17 protein-coding genes and 1 pseudogene are annotated in these 17,435 nt (G+C 59.3%); 9 read left to right on the top strand and 9 right to left on the bottom strand.

The window, feature by feature from the left end; genetic code table 11:
• Positions 1-78 precede the first annotated feature (78 nt).
• Positions 79-984 carry an EamA family transporter RarD gene (rarD, locus tag AC2FLU_RS14315; protein WP_496809472.1) on the top strand — a complete coding sequence of 302 codons (906 nt, stop codon included), beginning with the start codon at positions 79-81 and terminating at the stop codon, positions 982-984.
• Here rarD and AC2FLU_RS14310 read toward each other — a convergent pair.
• Together AC2FLU_RS14310 and AC2FLU_RS14305 are read right to left on the bottom strand one after the other, a co-directional pair.
• Entirely contained in the window at positions 981-1,688 is a 708-nt protein-coding gene (locus AC2FLU_RS14310; RefSeq protein ID WP_480555052.1) for an SGNH/GDSL hydrolase family protein, read from the bottom strand. The two genes, rarD and AC2FLU_RS14310, sit on opposite strands and share 4 nt — an antisense overlap.
• A gap of 4 nt (positions 1,689-1,692) precedes the next feature.
• Entirely contained in the window at positions 1,693-2,103 is a 411-nt protein-coding gene (locus AC2FLU_RS14305) for a nuclear transport factor 2 family protein (protein ID WP_480474118.1), read from the bottom strand.
• Between the two features lie 92 nt (positions 2,104-2,195).
• On the opposite strand from AC2FLU_RS14305, the gene AC2FLU_RS14300 reads away from it, so the two are divergent.
• The gene (locus tag AC2FLU_RS14300; RefSeq protein WP_496812020.1) at positions 2,196-2,843 is read left to right on the top strand and encodes an RluA family pseudouridine synthase; all 648 of its coding nucleotides are present in this window, start codon (positions 2,196-2,198) and stop codon (positions 2,841-2,843) included.
• Positions 2,844-2,845: 2 nt separating this feature from the next.
• On the opposite strand, the gene AC2FLU_RS14295 is transcribed toward AC2FLU_RS14300, so the two are convergent.
• Positions 2,846-3,037, bottom strand: coding sequence for a hypothetical protein (locus AC2FLU_RS14295; RefSeq protein WP_480484088.1), 192 nt, complete (start codon positions 3,035-3,037; stop codon positions 2,846-2,848).
• A gap of 104 nt (positions 3,038-3,141) precedes the next feature.
• On the opposite strand from AC2FLU_RS14295, the pseudogene AC2FLU_RS14290 reads away from it, so the two are divergent.
• From AC2FLU_RS14290 to AC2FLU_RS14275, 4 genes and pseudogenes are all read left to right on the top strand, one after another.
• A pseudogene (locus AC2FLU_RS14290) lies at positions 3,142-3,833 on the top strand (helix-turn-helix transcriptional regulator).
• 125 nt (positions 3,834-3,958) lie between these two features.
• On the top strand, positions 3,959-4,630 hold the full coding sequence (locus AC2FLU_RS14285) for a YiaD family glycine zipper/OmpA-like lipoprotein (RefSeq protein WP_209505259.1): 672 nt from the start codon (positions 3,959-3,961) through the stop codon (positions 4,628-4,630).
• 122 nt (positions 4,631-4,752) lie between these two features.
• Positions 4,753-5,295: an NADPH-dependent FMN reductase gene (locus AC2FLU_RS14280; protein ID WP_496809471.1), complete on the top strand. Its 543-nt coding sequence runs from the start codon at positions 4,753-4,755 to the stop codon at positions 5,293-5,295.
• 15 nt (positions 5,296-5,310) lie between these two features.
• Positions 5,311-6,102: an HTD2 family dehydratase gene (locus AC2FLU_RS14275; protein ID WP_496809470.1), complete on the top strand. Its 792-nt coding sequence runs from the start codon at positions 5,311-5,313 to the stop codon at positions 6,100-6,102.
• Here the strand turns inward: AC2FLU_RS14275 and AC2FLU_RS14270 are convergent.
• Positions 6,094-7,128, bottom strand: a complete 1,035-nt coding sequence (locus AC2FLU_RS14270) for an NAD(P)/FAD-dependent oxidoreductase (protein WP_480517802.1) — start codon at positions 7,126-7,128, stop codon at positions 6,094-6,096. The two genes, AC2FLU_RS14275 and AC2FLU_RS14270, sit on opposite strands and share 9 nt — an antisense overlap.
• A 55-nt stretch (positions 7,129-7,183) precedes the next feature.
• On the opposite strand from AC2FLU_RS14270, the gene mnmC2 reads away from it, so the two are divergent.
• Together mnmC2 and AC2FLU_RS14260 are read left to right on the top strand one after the other, a co-directional pair.
• A complete protein-coding gene (gene mnmC2, locus AC2FLU_RS14265; RefSeq protein ID WP_480517800.1) occupies positions 7,184-7,849 on the top strand; it encodes a tRNA (5-methylaminomethyl-2-thiouridine)(34)-methyltransferase MnmC2 in 666 nt (221 codons plus the stop codon).
• Entirely contained in the window at positions 7,846-8,715 is an 870-nt protein-coding gene (locus tag AC2FLU_RS14260) for a DMT family transporter (RefSeq protein WP_496809469.1), read from the top strand. Before mnmC2 ends, AC2FLU_RS14260 begins: the two co-directional genes overlap by 4 nt.
• Here the strand turns inward: AC2FLU_RS14260 and AC2FLU_RS14255 are convergent.
• On the bottom strand, positions 8,689-10,662 hold the full coding sequence (locus AC2FLU_RS14255; protein ID WP_480474110.1) for a lytic transglycosylase domain-containing protein: 1,974 nt from the start codon (positions 10,660-10,662) through the stop codon (positions 8,689-8,691). The two genes, AC2FLU_RS14260 and AC2FLU_RS14255, sit on opposite strands and share 27 nt — an antisense overlap.
• A gap of 133 nt (positions 10,663-10,795) precedes the next feature.
• Here AC2FLU_RS14255 and dapA point away from each other — a divergent pair, with 133 nt between their 5' ends.
• Positions 10,796-11,668: a 4-hydroxy-tetrahydrodipicolinate synthase gene (dapA, locus tag AC2FLU_RS14250; RefSeq protein WP_496809468.1), complete on the top strand. Its 873-nt coding sequence runs from the start codon at positions 10,796-10,798 to the stop codon at positions 11,666-11,668.
• 133 nt (positions 11,669-11,801) lie between these two features.
• Here the strand turns inward: dapA and AC2FLU_RS14245 are convergent, their stop codons facing one another.
• The 4 genes from AC2FLU_RS14245 to pta all read right to left on the bottom strand — a co-directional run.
• The gene (locus AC2FLU_RS14245; protein ID WP_496809467.1) at positions 11,802-12,674 is read right to left on the bottom strand and encodes a dimethyl sulfoxide reductase anchor subunit family protein; all 873 of its coding nucleotides are present in this window, start codon (positions 12,672-12,674) and stop codon (positions 11,802-11,804) included.
• Entirely contained in the window at positions 12,674-13,423 is a 750-nt protein-coding gene (locus AC2FLU_RS14240; RefSeq protein WP_496809466.1) for a 4Fe-4S dicluster domain-containing protein, read from the bottom strand. The genes AC2FLU_RS14245 and AC2FLU_RS14240 overlap by 1 nt, the downstream gene beginning before the upstream one ends.
• A gap of 109 nt (positions 13,424-13,532) precedes the next feature.
• Entirely contained in the window at positions 13,533-16,352 is a 2,820-nt protein-coding gene (locus AC2FLU_RS14235; RefSeq protein WP_496809465.1) for a molybdopterin oxidoreductase family protein, read from the bottom strand.
• A gap of 90 nt (positions 16,353-16,442) precedes the next feature.
• Positions 16,443-17,435: phosphate acetyltransferase (pta, locus tag AC2FLU_RS14230; RefSeq protein WP_496809464.1), on the bottom strand; the 993-nt coding region annotated here is incomplete at its 5' end.

Below are 17,435 nucleotides of genomic sequence, written 5' to 3'. Positions count from 1 at the left end.
TGACACTTCACTGTTTTCAGAGTTTTCAATCCGTTCAGTTCTGCCGTAAACGAAACCGGTATCAACCGGAGAACATTCGTGACAGACACGCCTTTACCACCACAGAATGCGGACACGCCCAAAGGTCTGGCTTTGGCTATCACGGCGTATGTCCTGTGGGGATTTCTGCCGCTTTATATGAAGGCGATGGATCACATTGGACCGGTTGAGGTGGTGGCGCATCGGGTTATCTGGTCTGTTCCGGTTGCAGGTTTGCTTCTGGTCGCGCTGGGGCGTACCCGGGACTTGAAAGCTGCACTGGGCAATCCCCGGATGCTGGCCATGGCGGCTTTGACGGCGGCGCTGATTTCCGTGAACTGGGCGATTTATGTTTGGGCGATCTCGACGGGGCACGCGCTGGAAGCGGCGCTTGGGTATTACATCAACCCGCTTTTCAGTATTGCGTTGGGCGCAATTCTGCTGCGTGAGCCCTTGACTCGGACCCAATTGTTTGCGGTGGGGCTTGCCGCGCTGGGCGTTCTTGTGCTTGTGCTTGAGGCAGGGCGGCTTCCCTGGGCGGCGCTGAGTTTGATGGTCAGCTGGGGTTTCTATGCGTTCTTCAAGAGATCCCTTCCAATTGGTCCCAACCAGGGCTTTCTGCTTGAGGTCCTGATCCTTTTGATCCCGGCCTTGGCTTATGTCACCTGGCTGGGCGTGCAAGGCACAGGCCATTTTGGGGTCGCGATGTCTGATACCCTACTGTTGTCCTGCGCCGGTATCGTCACGGCGGTTCCATTGCTGGTCTATGCGAACGGGGCCAAGCTGGTGCGCCTGTCGACCATGGGCATCCTGCAGTACATTGCGCCGACTATGATTTTCATTACAGCCATCACTCTGTTTGGTGAGAAAATCGACACCGGACGCATGATCGCATTCCCCCTGATCTGGGTGGCTTTGGTCATTTACTCGATCCCGATGATCCGGCAGGCGCGGGCTCAGGCCTAAAGCAACAGGCGTGCTGCAGCGTCTGCCCACAGCGCATAGGCCCGGGGGCTTGGGTGATACCCGTCCGGTGCCGCCAGGGCCGGGTCGTCGGGCAGATCAAGCCTTAGATGTTGCACGTGTGAATGGACGGAAACAACCTGTTGCAACGCGTTATCCAGCCGCGCAGCCTGACGGCCAAGCACCCAGGCCAATGGGTGTGGCAGGGCCGGAAACCTGTTCATTTGCGGAACGCCGGTGATGATAATGCGACGCGCCCCCAGGTCTTTTGTCAGGATGTTGATAAGCTGCGCCTGACGATCCGCAAATGTGCGGCAAGAGACGGCGCGGGTGACGTCATTCACCCCCAAAGCGGTGACCACCGCATCGAATTCGCCCTTTATGCGCCTCAGGCGGTCAATTGTGTCCAGCGTCGTGTGCCCTGTGGTGGCCTCAAGTTGCCATTCAACCGTATGATGTCCGGTCAGCCGGTCCACAAGCTGCCCCGACAAGGCCTGCGCCTGAGTTCCCGCGCCCACTCCGGCCGCCGAGCTGTCGCCGGTGATCAGCAGACGCAGGCGGGGGCCACGCCCTGTTCGGCCCGCTCGCGGGCCAGTCGGCTCCGGCAAAAGTCGGGCATTGCGGCGCACCAAAAGGGCTTGCGCGGCCAGAATGGGCAACAAGGGCACACGTAAAACCTGGTCGGGTGCTATCAGAGTGCGCATCATCAAGTCACGTCAGGGCGTTTTTGAATTCCAGAAAACGAGCGTCAGTCATCACGCGCGCCATCATCGCCTCGCGTAGTGCGCCGACTGTTTTGTAGGGGCGCATGGCCACTTCGAAGATTTGGATCAAACCATCCTCGTTCAGCGTAATGAGGTCAACGCCAATGCCGTCCAGATCTCCAATCTTGCATTGAAACTCCAGTGCCCAATCGTTGCCAGCGCCCATGATCCTGCGATACCGGAAGTCGGAAAAGACCTGCCCGACATGACCAAGAACGGCAGCCACAGGTGAGCGCCCGGTCCAGGTGCTGTAATAGGTTGGTGGCAGGAACTGCACATCTTCGGCCAGCAGATCGTGGATCAGCGCCTCATCGCCCTTGGCGACAACCTCTTGCAGTCGTTCAATTGTGGGGTGCATGTCCTGTCCTCCTGCGCAGAAGTTCACCGAACATGATCGGGCGCGCAAGGACGACGTTGCGGGAAGGTGCGTGCTGAGATAGGCAGGCCCGCATGAGCGAAACCTATGCCCCCCCGCAAACCGCGCTGGACGTGCTGCACGAAGATGCGCAGCTGATTGTGGTGAACAAACCGTCAGGTCTGCTTTCCGTGCCGGGGCGGGGCGAGCATCTGGCTGATTGCCTTCTGACACGCGTGCAGGCAGCTTTCCCTCAGGCGTTGCTTGTGCATCGACTGGACCGGGACACATCAGGTGTCATGGTTTTTGCCCAAACACCCCATGCGCAGCGGCATCTGAGTATGCAGTTCGAGAAGCGGCAGACCCGGAAAACCTATATTGCCGGTGTCTGGGGGCGGATGGAGCCAAAGACCGGCACCGTTGACCTGCCGTTGATCGTGGACTGGCCTAACCGACCCAGACAAATTGTGTGTCATGATACGGGTAAACCTGCTGTCACCGATTGGCGCGTCGTGAAACATGAGGGCGAGACCTCTCGCCTACGTTTGTTTCCCAAAACCGGGCGGTCTCATCAGTTGCGCGTTCATATGCAGGCATTGGGTCACCCGATTCTGGGCGATCCGTTCTATGCAACAGGTGCGGCAAGGGAATTTCCCAGATTGATGCTGCATTCCGAAGAACTGCGCCTGAAGCATCCCGAGGGCGGGCACTCGATGAAATTTCGCGCCCAGCCCGATTTCTGATCTCAGACAATTCCGGCCCACAGCATCTTCAGGTTGCCCAGCGAAATGCGTCTTGTTCGTTTCGTCGAAACCGGCTGGCGGCAATGGCGCTCCTGCGCGAGCTCACGTTCAATCTCGAAGGCACGCAGTGTGTGATCCTGTGACCATTGACCAAGCTTCAGTGTCATCATGACGTGGTTGTCGAGGTGCGGCATTTCTTGGCTCCTTGTGTGATATCCACCCATTATCGCGCGTCACTGCTGACAGCATGTTGTCAGTGGGGTGTGCTAGGGTGTCAGCAGAGTGTCAGGAGAATGCGATGCGCCGTTCGACCCGTTTGTTTGAAATCATCCAGATTCTGCGGGCCGCAGGTGCGCCGGTCACGGCAGAAGCGCTGGCTGCCCGGCTGGAGGTGTCCATGCGCACCGTCTATCGTGACATTGCCGAATTGCAGGCCCAGCGACACCCATCGAAGGTGAGGCCGGTGTCGGCTACATGATGCGGCGTGGTTACGATTTGCCGCCGCTGAATTTCGACGCCGAAGAGGTTGAGGCTCTGTGGGTTGGCCTGTCTCTTCTGGCGCGCACCGGCGACAGCCACTTGCAGCGCGCTGCAAGTCGAATCTGTCGGAAGATCGATGCACTGCATAGCCCGACCGATTGGTTGCAGGTTTCACCCTGGGGGGCTCCGGCGGATGATCCCGAGAAGGGATGTGTTTCTGTTTCGCATTATCGCGAAGCTATTCGGGCAGAACGGAAAATTCGCATCACTTACGTAGATGGTGAAGGCGAACAAACCATCCGCGTGGTGCGCCCGCTGGCGCTGATCTATCATATCGAATGCACGTTGCTGGCAGGGTGGTGCGAAATGCGAAACGGCTTTCGCCATTTCAGAACCGATCGCATCTGGTCCAGTGAATACACTGACGAAGGATTTCTGGGACAGGGTAAATCTTTGCGTGATCTCTGGCAGGAACAACAGCACGCGGGCACCTTTGCGGAACCGGTATGAATGGCCTTTGGCGGGTATTCGCCTATTTCACCGCATTGTTGCTTGAGCCTGTGAGCAAGCGCAGTGATATACTGGGTGAAATGGATCAAGCCCGAAGAACGGGTACCGGAGCAGAAGGTGATATCATGACGATTTCAAAGTTTTTTCTGGCGACAGGCCTGTGTTCAATCATGGCGGTGACGGCCTGTACCGATCCGGGCACCCTGACCGTTCAGAACGACCCCAACAAAAATACGAAGCAGGGTGCGGTTCTGGGTGGCCTTATCGGCGCGGGTGTCGGCGCGATTGCCAATAACTCGAACCCGGGTCTTGGGGCGCTGGCCGGTGCCGCCATTGGTGCCACGGGTGGCGGTCTGATCGGCAACCAGTTGGACAAGCAGGCTGCGGAATTGCGTCAGCAACTGGCAAATGACGGGATTACAATCGTCAATGCGGGTGACCGGCTGATCGTGACCGTCCCGAATGACATTACGTTTGACACGGACAGCTCGACCGTGCGCCCGGCGCTGCGGGCGGATCTGGTGAAAGTGGGCCAGAACCTTGTCAACTATCCCAACTCGAACGTGCAGATCATTGGTCATACCGACAGCGACGGCGACGCGTCTTATAATCAGGGATTGTCCGAGCGTCGCGCAAACGCGGTCGCGGATATCCTGCAAGCCAATGGTGTCAGCTACAGCCGTATCAGAACCTACGGTCAGGGTGAAAACAACCCGGTCGCGTCCAACCTAACGCCGCAAGGAAAAGCGCAAAACCGGCGGGTTGAGATTGTTGTGGTCCCCAGCGGAAACGCGTGATCCTGAAACGCAGGACCGGTCTGGCCCGGCCGCTGTTGCGCAATGACTGTGCGTCAATGGGGGTTTGGTCGGGGTCAATCTCGGTCTAACTATTGGGAAACACTGAAACGGAGTTGTCCCTGATGTCTCAACCGACCCTGCTTGGCCTGTCCGGCTCCCTGCGCAAGGACGCGACGAACCGCAAGCTGCTGCGCGAAGCGGCCCGGTTGTTCGACCCTGTCAGCTATGCCGAAGCAGACCTGAACCTGCCGCTTTATGATGGCGATCTGGAGGATGCCGTAGGGATACCGGCATCTGTTCAGATGCTGGCCGACCAGATCGGGCAGGCGGATGCGGTGATCATCTCGACGCCCGAATACAACAAAGGGCCTTCGGGCGTTCTGAAAAACGCGCTGGACTGGGTCAGCCGGACGAAAGGCAATCCATGGGCGGGCAAGCCGGTTGCCGTGATGTCGGCGGCGGGTGGCCGCGCTGGTGGGGAAAGGGCGCAGATGATCCTGCGCGCTTGCATGGTGCCCTTTCAGCCCCGCATCTTGCAGGGTCCGGAAATCCACCTCGCTGACAGTTCGAATGAATTCGACGAACAGGGAAAGTTGCTGTCCGAACGGTATGAAAAGTCACTGCACATGCTGATGCAGAAACTCAGGGTCGAGGCCGGTTTCTGAGCTTGGACTGCGCATATGTTGGAACAAAGTCAAAGCGATATCCTTGACCCGGCCCGTGCCGCTTCGTTTCAGGTTGCGTTGGGCTCTGAGCCAACAATTGCCAAAGGCTCAGCTCTGCCGCCATTCTTCCATCAGCTCTATTTCTGGGCGCCGCAACCGCCTGCTGCGCTGGGCCGGGATGGGCATCCCAGGGTGGGTGGCCTGATCCCGGATATGGGGTTGCCCCGCAGAATGTGGGCCGGTGGGCAATTGGAGTTTCATGCGCCGCTGATCGCAGGAGTCACTGCCGACAGGACATCGGTTCTTGAAAACCAAAGCACAAAAACAGGGCGCTCCGGACCGTTGGGTTTTGTCACGTTGCGGCATGAGATACGGCAAGGTGGCCAACTTTGTCTGACAGAATGGCAGGACCTTGTTTATCGTGAAGACCCCACGCCGGACGCAATAACTCCGACACCGCCTCGTTCACGCACGGATGAAACGGATATCCGCGCGGTTGCGTTCGATACCACCCTGCTGTTTCGCTACTCAGCGCTGACCTTCAACGGCCATCGCATTCACTACGATCTGGACTATGCGCGCGATGTGGAAGGATATGCAGGGCTGGTTGTGCACGGGCCACTTCTGGCGCAGCTTCTGATGCTGTTTGCAGTTGATCTTGGCGGACCACTCAAGTCGTTTTCTTTCCGAGCGACCTCGCCGTTGATGCATTTCGAGACTGCCCAGCTGTGCCGGAACGGTCAGGACATGTGGGTGCGCGGCCCGGATGGGCGGCAATGCATGAAAGCTGTGGCCCTATCACAGTGAGGCTCCGGGGCGGAAGTCATCGGGGATCGAATCCCTGTCCTCCAGCATCAGATCGGCCATAACATCGGCCACTTTCGGAGCCATGCCAAAGCCGATCTTGAAACCGCCATTGGCGATGAACTGACCCTGATGCAACGGATGCAGGCCTAACATCGGGGCGCGGCTTTTGCTGCGGGGACGCACCCCGGCCCAACGTTCGATCACCTCGGCCCCGTGCAAAAGCGGCAGCGCGCGCGTGGCCCGGTCTATGATATCGTCCAATGCACTGTCTGTGCTGGTTGGGTCGTCATAGTCCCGTTCAGACGTTGATCCGATTGCAAGCGTTCCGTCCGCATGTGGCACGATATGGACCGCATCCGCGAAAAGCTGTGGCACCTCTCCCGCGTCAAAGCGCAACAGGGCGGCCTGACCTTTGACACCGTTTCCGACGGTCTTTCCGTAGGCGTCGTTCAGTTCAAGTAATCCGGCTAGGCCCGTGGCGTGGACAACCTGCCCTTTATCATCAGCGCTACTGACAACGTGGACACCCATGACCTCAAGGGCTGCAACCAGAGCGGCGCAGGCCCGCCGGGGATGCATGCGCGCCGTCAGCGTATCGCGGATGACAAAGCCGGTGGGGCTGGGCGGGCACCACGATCCGGCCTGCGATGTGCTGATCACCCGCCATTCTGCCCGCCCCTGCCAAAGCTGATCGGCTGAACCTTCGCGTTGCCGGGCCAGATCCAGACTGCGGGCGTCAGGAATGGGTTGAAGACGGCCCAGCCGCCCGTAGCCGGGAGAAACGCCGCCGGTACCCTCGACCTGATGCCAAAAGGGTTCGGCCATGATCAGGCTGTCGAATTGGAAAGCTTTCTTAGCATTCCAGTTTTCAGGCACGTGCGGGGCCAAGGCCCCCACCAGACCGCCGCTGGACCCGGAGCCCGGCCCAAAAGGATCGACGACCTGCACCTTCGCGCCCCGACGGGCGCAGGTCCAGGCGATGGACAGGCCGAAAATTCCTGCCCCGCGAACCGTCACATCGATCATTGCCAATTCCCTTTTCCTTGTTCAGTGTCGCGCCGCTTAGCTACAGGATTCCCCGATGGCAGACCAGCATGCCGAATTGACGTGGACCGAGGATCAGATACCGGTCTCGGACCGTTTCGACGATCCCTATTACTCGTTGCAGAACGGGCTGGAAGAGACGCGCCATGTGTTTCTTGCAGGTAATGATCTGCCAGAACGTTTTGCGCCGGGGTTTCATATTGCCGAGCTGGGCTTTGGCACCGGTCTGAACCTGCTGACGGTCTGGTCTGAATGGGAGAAATCCGGCCAAACAGGGCCGCTTCGGTTCACCAGTTTCGAAGCCTTTCCCATGGCCACGGATGATATGCGTCACGCGCTTGAGGCCTTCCCCGAGTTGCACCCGTGGTGCAGCCGGTTTCTGGCCCATTGGACAGGTCGCGCGTGCAGTCTTGAAACCCTTCAATGCGAAGTGATCATCGGCGATGCGCGCAACAGCCTGCCGCAATGGACTGGCCTGGCCAACGCCTGGTTCCTCGACGGGTTCTCTCCTGCCAAGAACCCAGAATTGTGGGGGGCAGATCTGATGCAGCAAGTGGCGGCGCATACAGCCACCGATGGTACCGCAGCCACATATACGGCCGCCGGGTTTGTTCGACGCGGGCTTCAGGATGCCGGTTTCACCGTCACCCGTACATCCGGTTATGGCCGAAAGAGGCACATGACGCGGGCGCTCAAGGCATGACGCAGAAAAACAATGCAGGTGCGGGTATCGCCCTGATGGTGGGCGCGACGATTGTCTTTGCCTTGCAGGACGGTATCTCACGCCATTTGGCCGGAACCTATAACACCTACATGGTGGTGATGATCCGCTATTGGTTCTTCGCGGCCTTTGTCATTGCGTTGGCGGCGCGATCCTCAGGCGGGTTAAAGGCGGCCATGCAGACGAACCAGATGGGTCTTCAGATCCTGCGGGGCCTGCTGCTGGCCACCGAGATCTGCGTCGCCGTATTTGGTTTCACAGTGCTCGGTCTGATCGACAGTATGGCCGTTTTCATAAGCTATCCCCTGCTTGTCGCGGCGCTGAGCGGTCCGGTTCTGGACGAAAAGGTCGGATGGCGGCGCTGGGTCGCGATCGGCGTTGGTTGCATTGGTGTTCTGATCATTCTGCAGCCGGGCGTTGGTGTCTTTGATCCTTGGGCCGTCATACCGCTGATCTCGGCGTTTTTGTTTGCGATCTATGGCCTGCTGACGCGCTATGTCGCACGTCAGGATAGCACGGCCACCAGCTTTTTCTGGACCGGCGTCGTTGGCGCCGTCGCCATGACTCTGTTTGGAATGTGGTTCTGGGAGCCAATGGCCAGCAGCGACTGGCTCTGGATGGCGTTGCTGTGCGTCAGCGGGGCAACGGGGCACTGGCTGCTGATCAAATGTTATGAGATGGCCGAAGCCAGCGCCGTCCAACCCTTTGCCTATTTTCACCTGGTCTGGAGCGCGATTCTGGGGATTTCGATCTTTGGTGAAACACTGCGCCCTGAAGTTGTCGCGGGCGCAGCGATTGTTGTAGCCGCAGGGCTTTTTACCTTATGGCGCGAACGCCGCCAGCGATGATCCGATCAGTTCCTGCGAAAACGGAACCGGCAGGGCGGGCTGCCCCAGTCGGGCGCGGTAGACCGGCAAGCTTTCGGTCACGCGCATCACATAGTTGCGCGTCTCATCGAACGGAATGGTCTCGATCCAGTCTACGATATCCACCTCGCCGGTGCGTGGATCACCATAGCGTTCCATCCACGAGATCGGGCGCTTTGGACCAGCATTGTAACCCGCCGCCATCATGACGACATTCCCGTTGAACTCGGTCGCAAGGCCCGAAAGATAGTTGGCGCCAAGCTTGGCGTTGTATTGCCAGTCCGACGTCAACCGACCGGTCTGATGGCCGCTGAGTATCCCCAGCTCTCCGGCCACCAGCTTGGCCGTTGCGGGCATCACCTGCATCAGGCCGCGCGCACCCGCGCCGCTGACGACAACCGGATCAAATTCGCTTTCGCGCCGTGCGATGGCCAGCGTCATTTCCTTGGCCATTGGCAGACGCATGTCGGCCACCGGATGAACCGGGTAGTAGGCCGCAGGCAAAATGGTGCCCGTGGTCGCAGCCCGCTTGGCGATCATCACAGCCAGATGCGGCTGCTTAAGTTCAATTGCAAGGTCGCCCAACTGGTTGGCCTGCACAGGGTCAAGACCTTCGACAAGATGGGTCAGGAACCTCTCGGACAAGTTGTCTTCCCCGGCCTTCAGCAACAGCAGCCCGGCTTCCAGGACGCTGGATTCGGCGAACTCAGCCTGACGCCAGTGCGGCGCGCGACGCGGATTGGCCAGTTCCTTGTCAAATGGCCGTCCGATCCGTTCCGCCGCAAGCAGACCATAAAAAGAGGTCTGATGATCCGCGCCCATCGCATAGGCCTCATAGGCTTTGTCTGCTTCCCCAAGCTCGGCGTAAGCTCGCCCCAGCCAATAGCCGCCGCGCCCTTTCGAGATCGGCGATTGCACGGCATTCGAAAAATTCTGGAAGTGCCGCACGGCTGTGGCAGGGTCATTCAGTTTGCGCAGGGCCAGAAACCCGGCCAGCCACTCGAGATCCGCATAGGAATATCCCATTTCGGGGGTCATATGGTGCTTGGCCGCCACGTCATAAGCGCGCGCCGCTCGCCCCGATCGCATCTCGAGCCGGGCCAGACGGCGGCGTCCCTCGGCCCATTTGTCAGGCTCGCCCAGAGCCTCCGGTCCGGTTGACCGTGCCAGCATCAGGTCGACGGCGCTGTCATCCAGTTCTTTCTTGTCCCGCCAGACAAAACGGTCGAATGCCAGCCCCGGCGCATCTGCCAGCGACTTCGGTACCGCCGCCACCTTGCCGTCTACGCCTGGCTGGCGTTTCTGCAACGCGATTCGCGCTTCGGCCAGCTTGCGCTCATCCGTGCTGACCAGGGGCAGCATCTGTTCTGCGCTGACCAAATGGCCATCCCACAGCATCCGGTCCAGCCGCGCGGCATGGTGTGGCTTCAGCAGTTTGGCAAAATTCTCCAGATAGTCCTTTTGCAACCCCGACCCCATCGGCATGGTACGCCAGGCTGTCACGATGTCGGCTTCCGCCTCGCCAATGCGCCCTTTGGCCTTAAGGGCCACCGCATAGTTCAGCGCGCCTTCAGCAGTCTGAGGAGTCAAGCCAGCGTAAAACTTCAGAACCCTGTCGGGATCGGCCCCGGTAAAGACCGGCTCACTCTTGCGGCGCAGCCAATCCAGCCCGGGCCAATCCGGGCGGCGTTCGAGAAACACCAGCACATCGCCCGAGCTGCCAAACCCCTCACGCAGCCAGTGCCAGACAATGACATCGCGCGGGACCGAGCCGCGCTGGCCCGATACGCGCAGTGCCGCGTTCCAGTCGCCCTTGCGCATTTCATACAGCCCGGCGCGCAAATCACCGGCCGCATCCGCGCGTGCGGCTTGCGGTGTCGTCACTGCGTATAGAATCACACCAGTCAACAGTGCCAGAAAGCGTGTCATCCCTTGCATTTCCCAACCAACCGAGGATAGAGCCTGTGAGGATAAACCCTGCGCCGGCGGGATCAACTCACAAAGCTGGAAACGTGAGAGGCCGAGGCGCAAAAACCGCAATGTGCACCTTAAGGAGCGTGTCATGTTCAAAGGCTCGATGCCAGCTCTCGTCACTCCGTTCAACAACGGCGAGTTGGACCTGAAGACGCTTAAACATCTGGTCGAATGGCAGATCTCCGAAGGCTCGACCGGGCTGGTGCCCGTTGGAACCACCGGCGAAAGCCCGACGCTCAGCCATGACGAACACGAAACGGTCATCGAAGAAGTGGTCAAAACGGCTGCTGGCCGTGTTCCGGTTATTGCCGGTGCCGGGTCGAACAACACGGTCGAAGCCGTCCGGTTCGTTCAGTTCGCCGAAAAAGTTGGGGCCGATGCGGCGCTGGTTGTCACGCCTTACTACAACAAACCGACTCAACGCGGCCTGATCGCGCATTTCCAAGCCCTGCACGAGGCTGCGGATATTCCGATCATCATCTACAACATTCCCGGGCGATCGGTCATCGACATGACCCCCGCCACCATGGGCGAATTGGCCCGGTTGCCGCGTATTGTCGGGGTCAAGGATGCGACGGGCGATCTGGCGCGCGTCAGCCAGCAGCGTGCGATCTGTGGCAAGGACTTCTGCCAACTGTCCGGTGAAGACGCCACGGCACTGGGTTTCAATGCCCATGGCGGTGTCGGATGCATTTCAGTTACCGCAAACGTGGCCCCCAGACTCTGCGCCGAATTCCAGCAGGCCACATTGTCGGGCGATTATGCAAAGGCACTGGAATACCAGGACAAGCTGATGCCGCTGCACGAAGCGATCTTTATCGAACCCGGGTTGGTCGGCGCCAAATACGCGCTCAGCAAACTGGGTCTCTGCAGCACTGAAGTCCGATCGCCTCTGACCGAGCTGGAAGACAGCACAAAGGCCGCGATTGAAGCAGCAATAGCACACACGGGCCTCATCTGACCCGGTCTTCAGAAACCGGAAAAGGCGGCCTCGACTACCGAGCGCCGCCTTTTTCTTTTTCAGGATCCAGACTTCATCTGGCCAAAAATATCCCAGGGGAGTCGCGGTGTGCCGCGGCGGGGGCAGAGCCCCCTCAACGTTTGCCGTAATAAAGCCCCACGACATGTTCAGCCTGCGCAAAGAACAACCAGCGCGAGGTCGCGACACCCGCCAGATGCGATGCCACCGCCAGCAAGGCCAGTAAATGGTTGAATGGCAGGACCAGCAACAGAACCGGCAGGACAAAGGCCAATACAAACGAGATCACCCGCAATTTCTGTGCATGTTTGCGCCCGACCACATGAACAAACTCACGCAGCAGATAGTTGGTACCGGTATGCGGTGGTTCGAACGCTCTGACTGTGCCCCGGTTACCCAAACCTGTCGCCGTGCCCAGATCCGTTCCGGATGCCTCCAGCGCTATGTCGCCTTTCTTCCAATACAAGAATTGAACCAAAGCGGCGATCAGCAGAAGCGGAATAGCAACACGTGTCTGGCCCGCCAGCAACGCACCACCCGCCAGGCTGAAGCTCAGGAACATGGCGGGGGTCAGGTTCATATTCCAGCGCGGGATGGTCTTGAGTTGCGTGTAGATCATCGATGTCGTGAACACGGTCGCCAGTGACATCAACGCTCCGACCCAACCCAGCAGGCTCCAATGCCGATCCAGAAACACTACGCCAATCGCATAAAGTCCCATGACGACCAGGGCGAGCACGGCACACCAGCCCTCACGGCTAAGCCAGCTGGTTTTCCATTGGGTAAAAGCCTTCCAGGCCCGTTCCGGGTGGCCGAGGTGGAAGGTCGAGGCCATCAGCCCTCCGACGGCCAGACCGTAAGCGATGGCGAAAAACACAAAAGCCACCCAACCCGAGACAGCCGGAAGGCCAAGACCAAGGAAGAAGAGCAGGCCGAAGCCCAGACCGGACAGAGTGGTGAAGAGGATGACGGAGGGTGCAGGATGCATCAGAGTTTCTCCAACGTCTTGTCGAGCCAGCCGAGGAAGCCCTTGGGCTCTTCAGCGACAGGTGCCAACAGTGGGGCCAGGATGTCGATCTGATCTTCCACCGTGTCTTTCGGGCGCGGTGGAAGATATTTGTTGACGGGTTTGGTGCCCATTTCGGGCATCAGGTCCATTCCGCCGCGTTCCGCAACAAGCTTGCTGACGTCGCTCTCCGGATTGCCCAGATCGCCAAAGTGCCGCGCGCCCGCCGGACAGGTTCGAACACAAGACGGAATCCGGTCCACCTCGGGCAGGTTCTCGTTGTAAATCCGGTCGACGCAGAGGGTGCATTTCTTCATCACCCCCTCGGCCTTATCCAGTTCACGCGCGCCATAGGGGCAGGACCAGGCACACAGGCCACACCCGATGCAGTCGCTTTCATTGACCAGCACGATGCCATCCTCGACCCGCTTGTAACTGGCCCCGGTTGGGCAGACGGTAACACAGGGCGCGTCTTCGCAGTGCAGGCAGGATTTCGGGAAATGGATCAGTTGCGCGTGCCCTTCCGCCGGTTGCACCTCGTAGGAATGCACGCGGTTCAGGAAAGTGCCCGACGGGTTGGCGCCATAGGCATCCTGATCGGACAGCGGCGCGCCGTAATTTTCCGTGTTCCAGCCCTTGCAGGAAATCACGCAGGCATGGCACCCAACGCAGGTGTCCAGGTCGATCACCAGACCCATCTTGCGCTCGGTGGAGTTCGGTAGCTGGGTCATGTCAGGATACCTGTGCTGTTGAGGACGGGTGAGGGGGCCAGCCCCCTCTTGAGCCTGCGGCTCAATTCACCCCCGGGATATTTGTGGCCAGATGAAGAGCGGGTCCGGGTCATTCGCCCACCTTCCACGCCAAATTCGCAGGGCCAGCTCCTACCGGTGATTTGATCGGGTCAAAATGAGGCTGGCTCTGAGCATCGGCGGGCGCGTCGGCCTTTTCGATTTTGACTTTCAGGTCAAACCATGCGGCCTGACCAGTAATGGGGTCGGAGTTGGCCCAGCGTAGCCCGTCGCCTTTTGGCGGCAATAATTCGTGGATCAGGTGGTTGAGCAAAAAGCCCTTAGTGGCCTCGGGCGCGTCATGCTGCAGGGCCCAGGCGCCTTTGCGTTTGCCGATGGCATTCCATGTCCAGACGGTGTTTTCGTTCAGGGCGGCCATTTCCATCACAGGGACGGTAATCTCACCATGAGGGGATGTGATTTTGGCCCAATCTCCGTCGCTCAGGCCGTGCTTGTGCATCAGCTTGGTCGGAACATAGAGCGGGTTTCGCCCGTGCAACTGCCGCAGCCAGGCGTTTTGCGTGCCCCAGCTGTGATACATCGCCATCGGGCGCTGGGTCAGCGCGTTGACAGTGAAGCCGTCGTTGCCCTGCTGGTCTGTTTCGTACCAGATTGGAAGTGGGTCCATCGTGTCTTTGATCCGCTGGCGCAGATGATCAGGCGGCTGTCGGTCGCCATGGCCTTCGGCTGCCAGCTGAAACTTGCGCATCGGCTCGGAGTAGAGTTGGAATAGGTATGGCTGCGGGCTGTCATAGAGCCCCATGCCCACGGCCCATTCCTGATAGGCCGCATTCCATGGTTTGTAGTAATCCGCGCCTTGCGGGATATGCGCCACGTAGAAGCCGCCGTTCTCTATATAGCGGTTCAACTGATCCGGGTTGACTTCTCCGCGCCCTTCCTTGTCGGCATTTTCGCCACGGAACCCGGCTAGTGGGCCAATACCCGGCTTGCGTTCGTGATTGACGATATAGTCGGCGTAATCGACCCATTTTGCGCAGCCGTCTTCATGGGTGAAGCCCGGAAGTTTCATACGGTTTGCGAGATCGATCAATACTGACTGAAACCCGCGCACGTCACGGTCCGGTTCGATCACAGGCCAGCGGATTGCGTCAGCGGCCGCATCCGCCTCGCAAATCGGGCGATCCAGCAGCGAGATACAGTCGTGGCGTTCGAGGTAGGTTGTATCCGGAAGGACGAGGTCCGCGTAGGCCACCATCTCGGAAGAATAGGCGTCCGAATAGATGATGCGCGGGATCACGTAATCGCCGTTTTCACCCTTGTCCGTCAGCATCTCGATGACACCCTTGGTGTTCATGGTCGAGTTCCACGACATGTTTGCCATGTACATGAACAGCGTATCGATCTTGTACGGGTCGCCCGCATGTGCGTTCGAGATCACCATATGCATCAGCCCGTGGCTGGACATCGGGTTTTCCCAGGTGAAAGCCTTGTCGATCCGTGCGGGGCTGCCATCTTTCTTCAGCGCAAGGTGTTCCGGGCCGCGGACGAAACCCAGATGCGGGCCATCCAGGGGCGAGTTGGGCGTCACCTTGCAATGCGGTGTCGGGTGCGCCTCGATCGGTTTGGGGTAGGGGGGCTTGAAGCGGAAGCCGCCGGGAACCTCGACCGTGCCAAGGATGATCTGCAGCACATGCAGCGCGCGGCAGGTCTGGAAACCATTGGCATGAGCCGAAACGCCGCGCATCGAGTGCATCGCAACAGGGCGGCCAATCATCTTGGTGTGTTTCTCGCCCCGGAAATCGGTCCATTCGTGATCCAGCTCGAACGCCTCGTCAAAGGCGACGCGCGCCAGTTCCGCAGCAATCGCGCGAATGCGCTTGGCGGGAATACCGCATTTTTCGGCAACAGCTTCGGGCGCGTGTTCCTCAGACAGGTATTTTTCCGCCATCAAGTGAAACACAGGGCGATGAACGACACCGTCGTTTTCGTAGATCGCTGACAAATCCGGGCGAACGCCAGGCGTGTCGAAGGCCGTCAGCTTGCCTGTATTCCGGTCGATGACCAGGGGCTTTCCGTCATCGTCGCGCAGGAACAGGCCGTTTCCGGCGCCTTCGGACGCGTCCACCAAAACCGGGGCATTGGTGTAGCGGCTCAGATAGTCGAGATCGATCTTTCCGGCTTTCATCAGTACATGGATCAATGACAGGATGAACAGCCCGTCAGTTCCCGGTGTGATGCCGACCCAATCATCGGCGACGGCATTGTATCCGCTGCGGATGGGGTTGACGCCGATTACACGTGCGCCGCGCGCTTTGATCTTGCCAATACCCATTTTGATCGGGTTGGAGTCGTGGTCTTCGGCCACGCCAAACAACATGAACAGCTTGGTATGGTCCCAATCAGGCTGGCCGAATTCCCAGAACGCGCCGCCCATCGTATAGATGCCGCCCGCGGCCATGTTGACCGAACAGAAGCCGCCATGCGCCGCATAGTTGCAGGTTCCGAAATTTTGCGCCCAGAAGCTGGTAAAACTCTGACTTTGGTCCCGGCCGGTGAAAAAGGCCAGCTTTTCCGGGTTGTCTTTACGGATTGGCTCCAGCCAGCTGACAGCCAGTTCCAGCGCTTCGTCCCAGCCGATCTCCTCAAATTCACCCGAGCCACGCGGACCGACCCGTTTCAGTGGCTTGCGCAGGCGCGAAGGGGCGTTGACCTGCATGATCCCGGCGGACCCCTTGGCACACAAGACGCCCTTGTTCACCGGGTGGTCGCGATTGCCTTCGATATAAGCAACCTTGCCGTCTTTCATGTGAACGTTGATGCCGCATCGGCAGGCGCACATGTAGCAGGTGGTCCTGCGGATTTCGTCCGAGACTTTCGGTGACGTATCAAGGATCGGCTGCTGATGGGTCATTTGCGGGTCCAGTTGGTTATGTCAGGAGGATTTTGTCAGTTTCCTCGGTATTTTAGAACATCGTTCCGGGAGCGGTGCGAAAATTAAGTGTTACAGTCTATTTGCCTGTAATGCGGTCACGGCGATCATCTGGGTCACATCCTCGGCGCTGCATCCGCGGGACAGGTCGTTGGCGGGTTTGGCCAGCCCCTGTAAGACCGGTCCGATGGCGGTGTAGCCCCCCAGTCTTTGGGTGATTTTGTAGCCGATATTGCCAGCATCAAGATTGGGAAAGATCATCACGTTGGCCTGCCCGGCGACAGACGAACCCGGTGATTTACGCTCACCAACCGAAGGTACAAAGGCGGCGTCGAATTGCAGTTCACCGTCGACGTTCAGGTCTGGCGCGGCCTGGCGCAGCATTTCTGTAGCCTCAATCACCTTTTCCACGTCCGGATGCTTGGCGCTGCCCTTCGTGGAAAAGCTGAGCATCGCGATCTTTGGATCGACCTGCAGCAGCGTCCGGGCCGATGTGGCGGATGCCATGGCAATCTTGCTCAGCTCGCCCGCGGTCGGATTGATGACCAGCCCGCAATCGGAATAGAGCATCGCCCGCGCCCCGGGCTGAGCGTTTTCCGGCGGGTACATCAGGAAAAAGGATGACACCATTCCTGCATCGGGGGCCATGCCAATCACTTGGATGGCTGCACGGACGATTTCGCCGGTCGTGTGAACGGCCCCTCCTACGGTGCCGGTGGCGCGTCCGCTGCGCACCAGCATGGCGGCATAGACGGGGGGTGTTTCAACGGCAGCACGGGCTTTGGCCCGGTCGACGCCTTTATGCTGGCGCAGTTCGAAAAAGGTCTGGGCAAATTCTTCGGTCAGGTCCGAAGTCACAGGGTCATGGATCTCAACTCCGTGAGAGGCAGCAGCCCCCTGATCTTTCAGGGCTGCTTCGACCTCGGCGTACGGGCCAACCAGAATGATATCGGCCAGATTGGCCCTCTGCGCGTTGAGGGCTCCTTTGGTGATGCGGGGGTCGTTGCCTTCGCTGAGGGCGATTATGGGACGGGTGGCCGGAGCGTTTTGCCGCAACAGCTCGAC

The organism is Ruegeria sp. SAZD013, assembly GCF_059612525.1.
The sequence above is the reverse complement of the archived record's forward strand: the minus strand, read 5'-3'. Positions and strand labels throughout refer to the sequence as shown.

Excerpts from the sequence above, each read along its gene's own strand:
- dapA (WP_496809468.1), top strand. The coding sequence starts at position 10,796 with ATGTTCAAAGGCTCGATGCCAGCTCTCGTCACTCCGTTCAACAACGGC.
- AC2FLU_RS14285 (WP_209505259.1), top strand. The coding sequence starts at position 3,959 with ATGACGATTTCAAAGTTTTTTCTGGCGACAGGCCTGTGTTCAATCATG.
- AC2FLU_RS14280 (WP_496809471.1), top strand. The coding sequence starts at position 4,753 with ATGTCTCAACCGACCCTGCTTGGCCTGTCCGGCTCCCTGCGCAAGGAC.
- AC2FLU_RS14275 (WP_496809470.1), top strand. The coding sequence starts at position 5,311 with ATGTTGGAACAAAGTCAAAGCGATATCCTTGACCCGGCCCGTGCCGCT.
- AC2FLU_RS14295 (WP_480484088.1), bottom strand. The coding sequence starts at position 3,037 with ATGCCGCACCTCGACAACCACGTCATGATGACACTGAAGCTTGGTCAA.
- AC2FLU_RS14240 (WP_496809466.1), bottom strand. The coding sequence starts at position 13,423 with ATGACCCAGCTACCGAACTCCACCGAGCGCAAGATGGGTCTGGTGATC.
- AC2FLU_RS14260 (WP_496809469.1), top strand. The coding sequence starts at position 7,846 with ATGACGCAGAAAAACAATGCAGGTGCGGGTATCGCCCTGATGGTGGGC.
- AC2FLU_RS14235 (WP_496809465.1), bottom strand. The coding sequence starts at position 16,352 with ATGACCCATCAGCAGCCGATCCTTGATACGTCACCGAAAGTCTCGGAC.
- AC2FLU_RS14310 (WP_480555052.1), bottom strand. The coding sequence starts at position 1,688 with ATGATGCGCACTCTGATAGCACCCGACCAGGTTTTACGTGTGCCCTTG.
- AC2FLU_RS14305 (WP_480474118.1), bottom strand. The coding sequence starts at position 2,103 with ATGCACCCCACAATTGAACGACTGCAAGAGGTTGTCGCCAAGGGCGAT.
- AC2FLU_RS14300 (WP_496812020.1), top strand. The coding sequence starts at position 2,196 with ATGAGCGAAACCTATGCCCCCCCGCAAACCGCGCTGGACGTGCTGCAC.
- AC2FLU_RS14255 (WP_480474110.1), bottom strand. The coding sequence starts at position 10,662 with ATGACACGCTTTCTGGCACTGTTGACTGGTGTGATTCTATACGCAGTG.
- AC2FLU_RS14245 (WP_496809467.1), bottom strand. The coding sequence starts at position 12,674 with ATGCATCCTGCACCCTCCGTCATCCTCTTCACCACTCTGTCCGGTCTG.
- AC2FLU_RS14270 (WP_480517802.1), bottom strand. The coding sequence starts at position 7,128 with ATGATCGATGTGACGGTTCGCGGGGCAGGAATTTTCGGCCTGTCCATC.
- mnmC2 (WP_480517800.1), top strand. The coding sequence starts at position 7,184 with ATGGCAGACCAGCATGCCGAATTGACGTGGACCGAGGATCAGATACCG.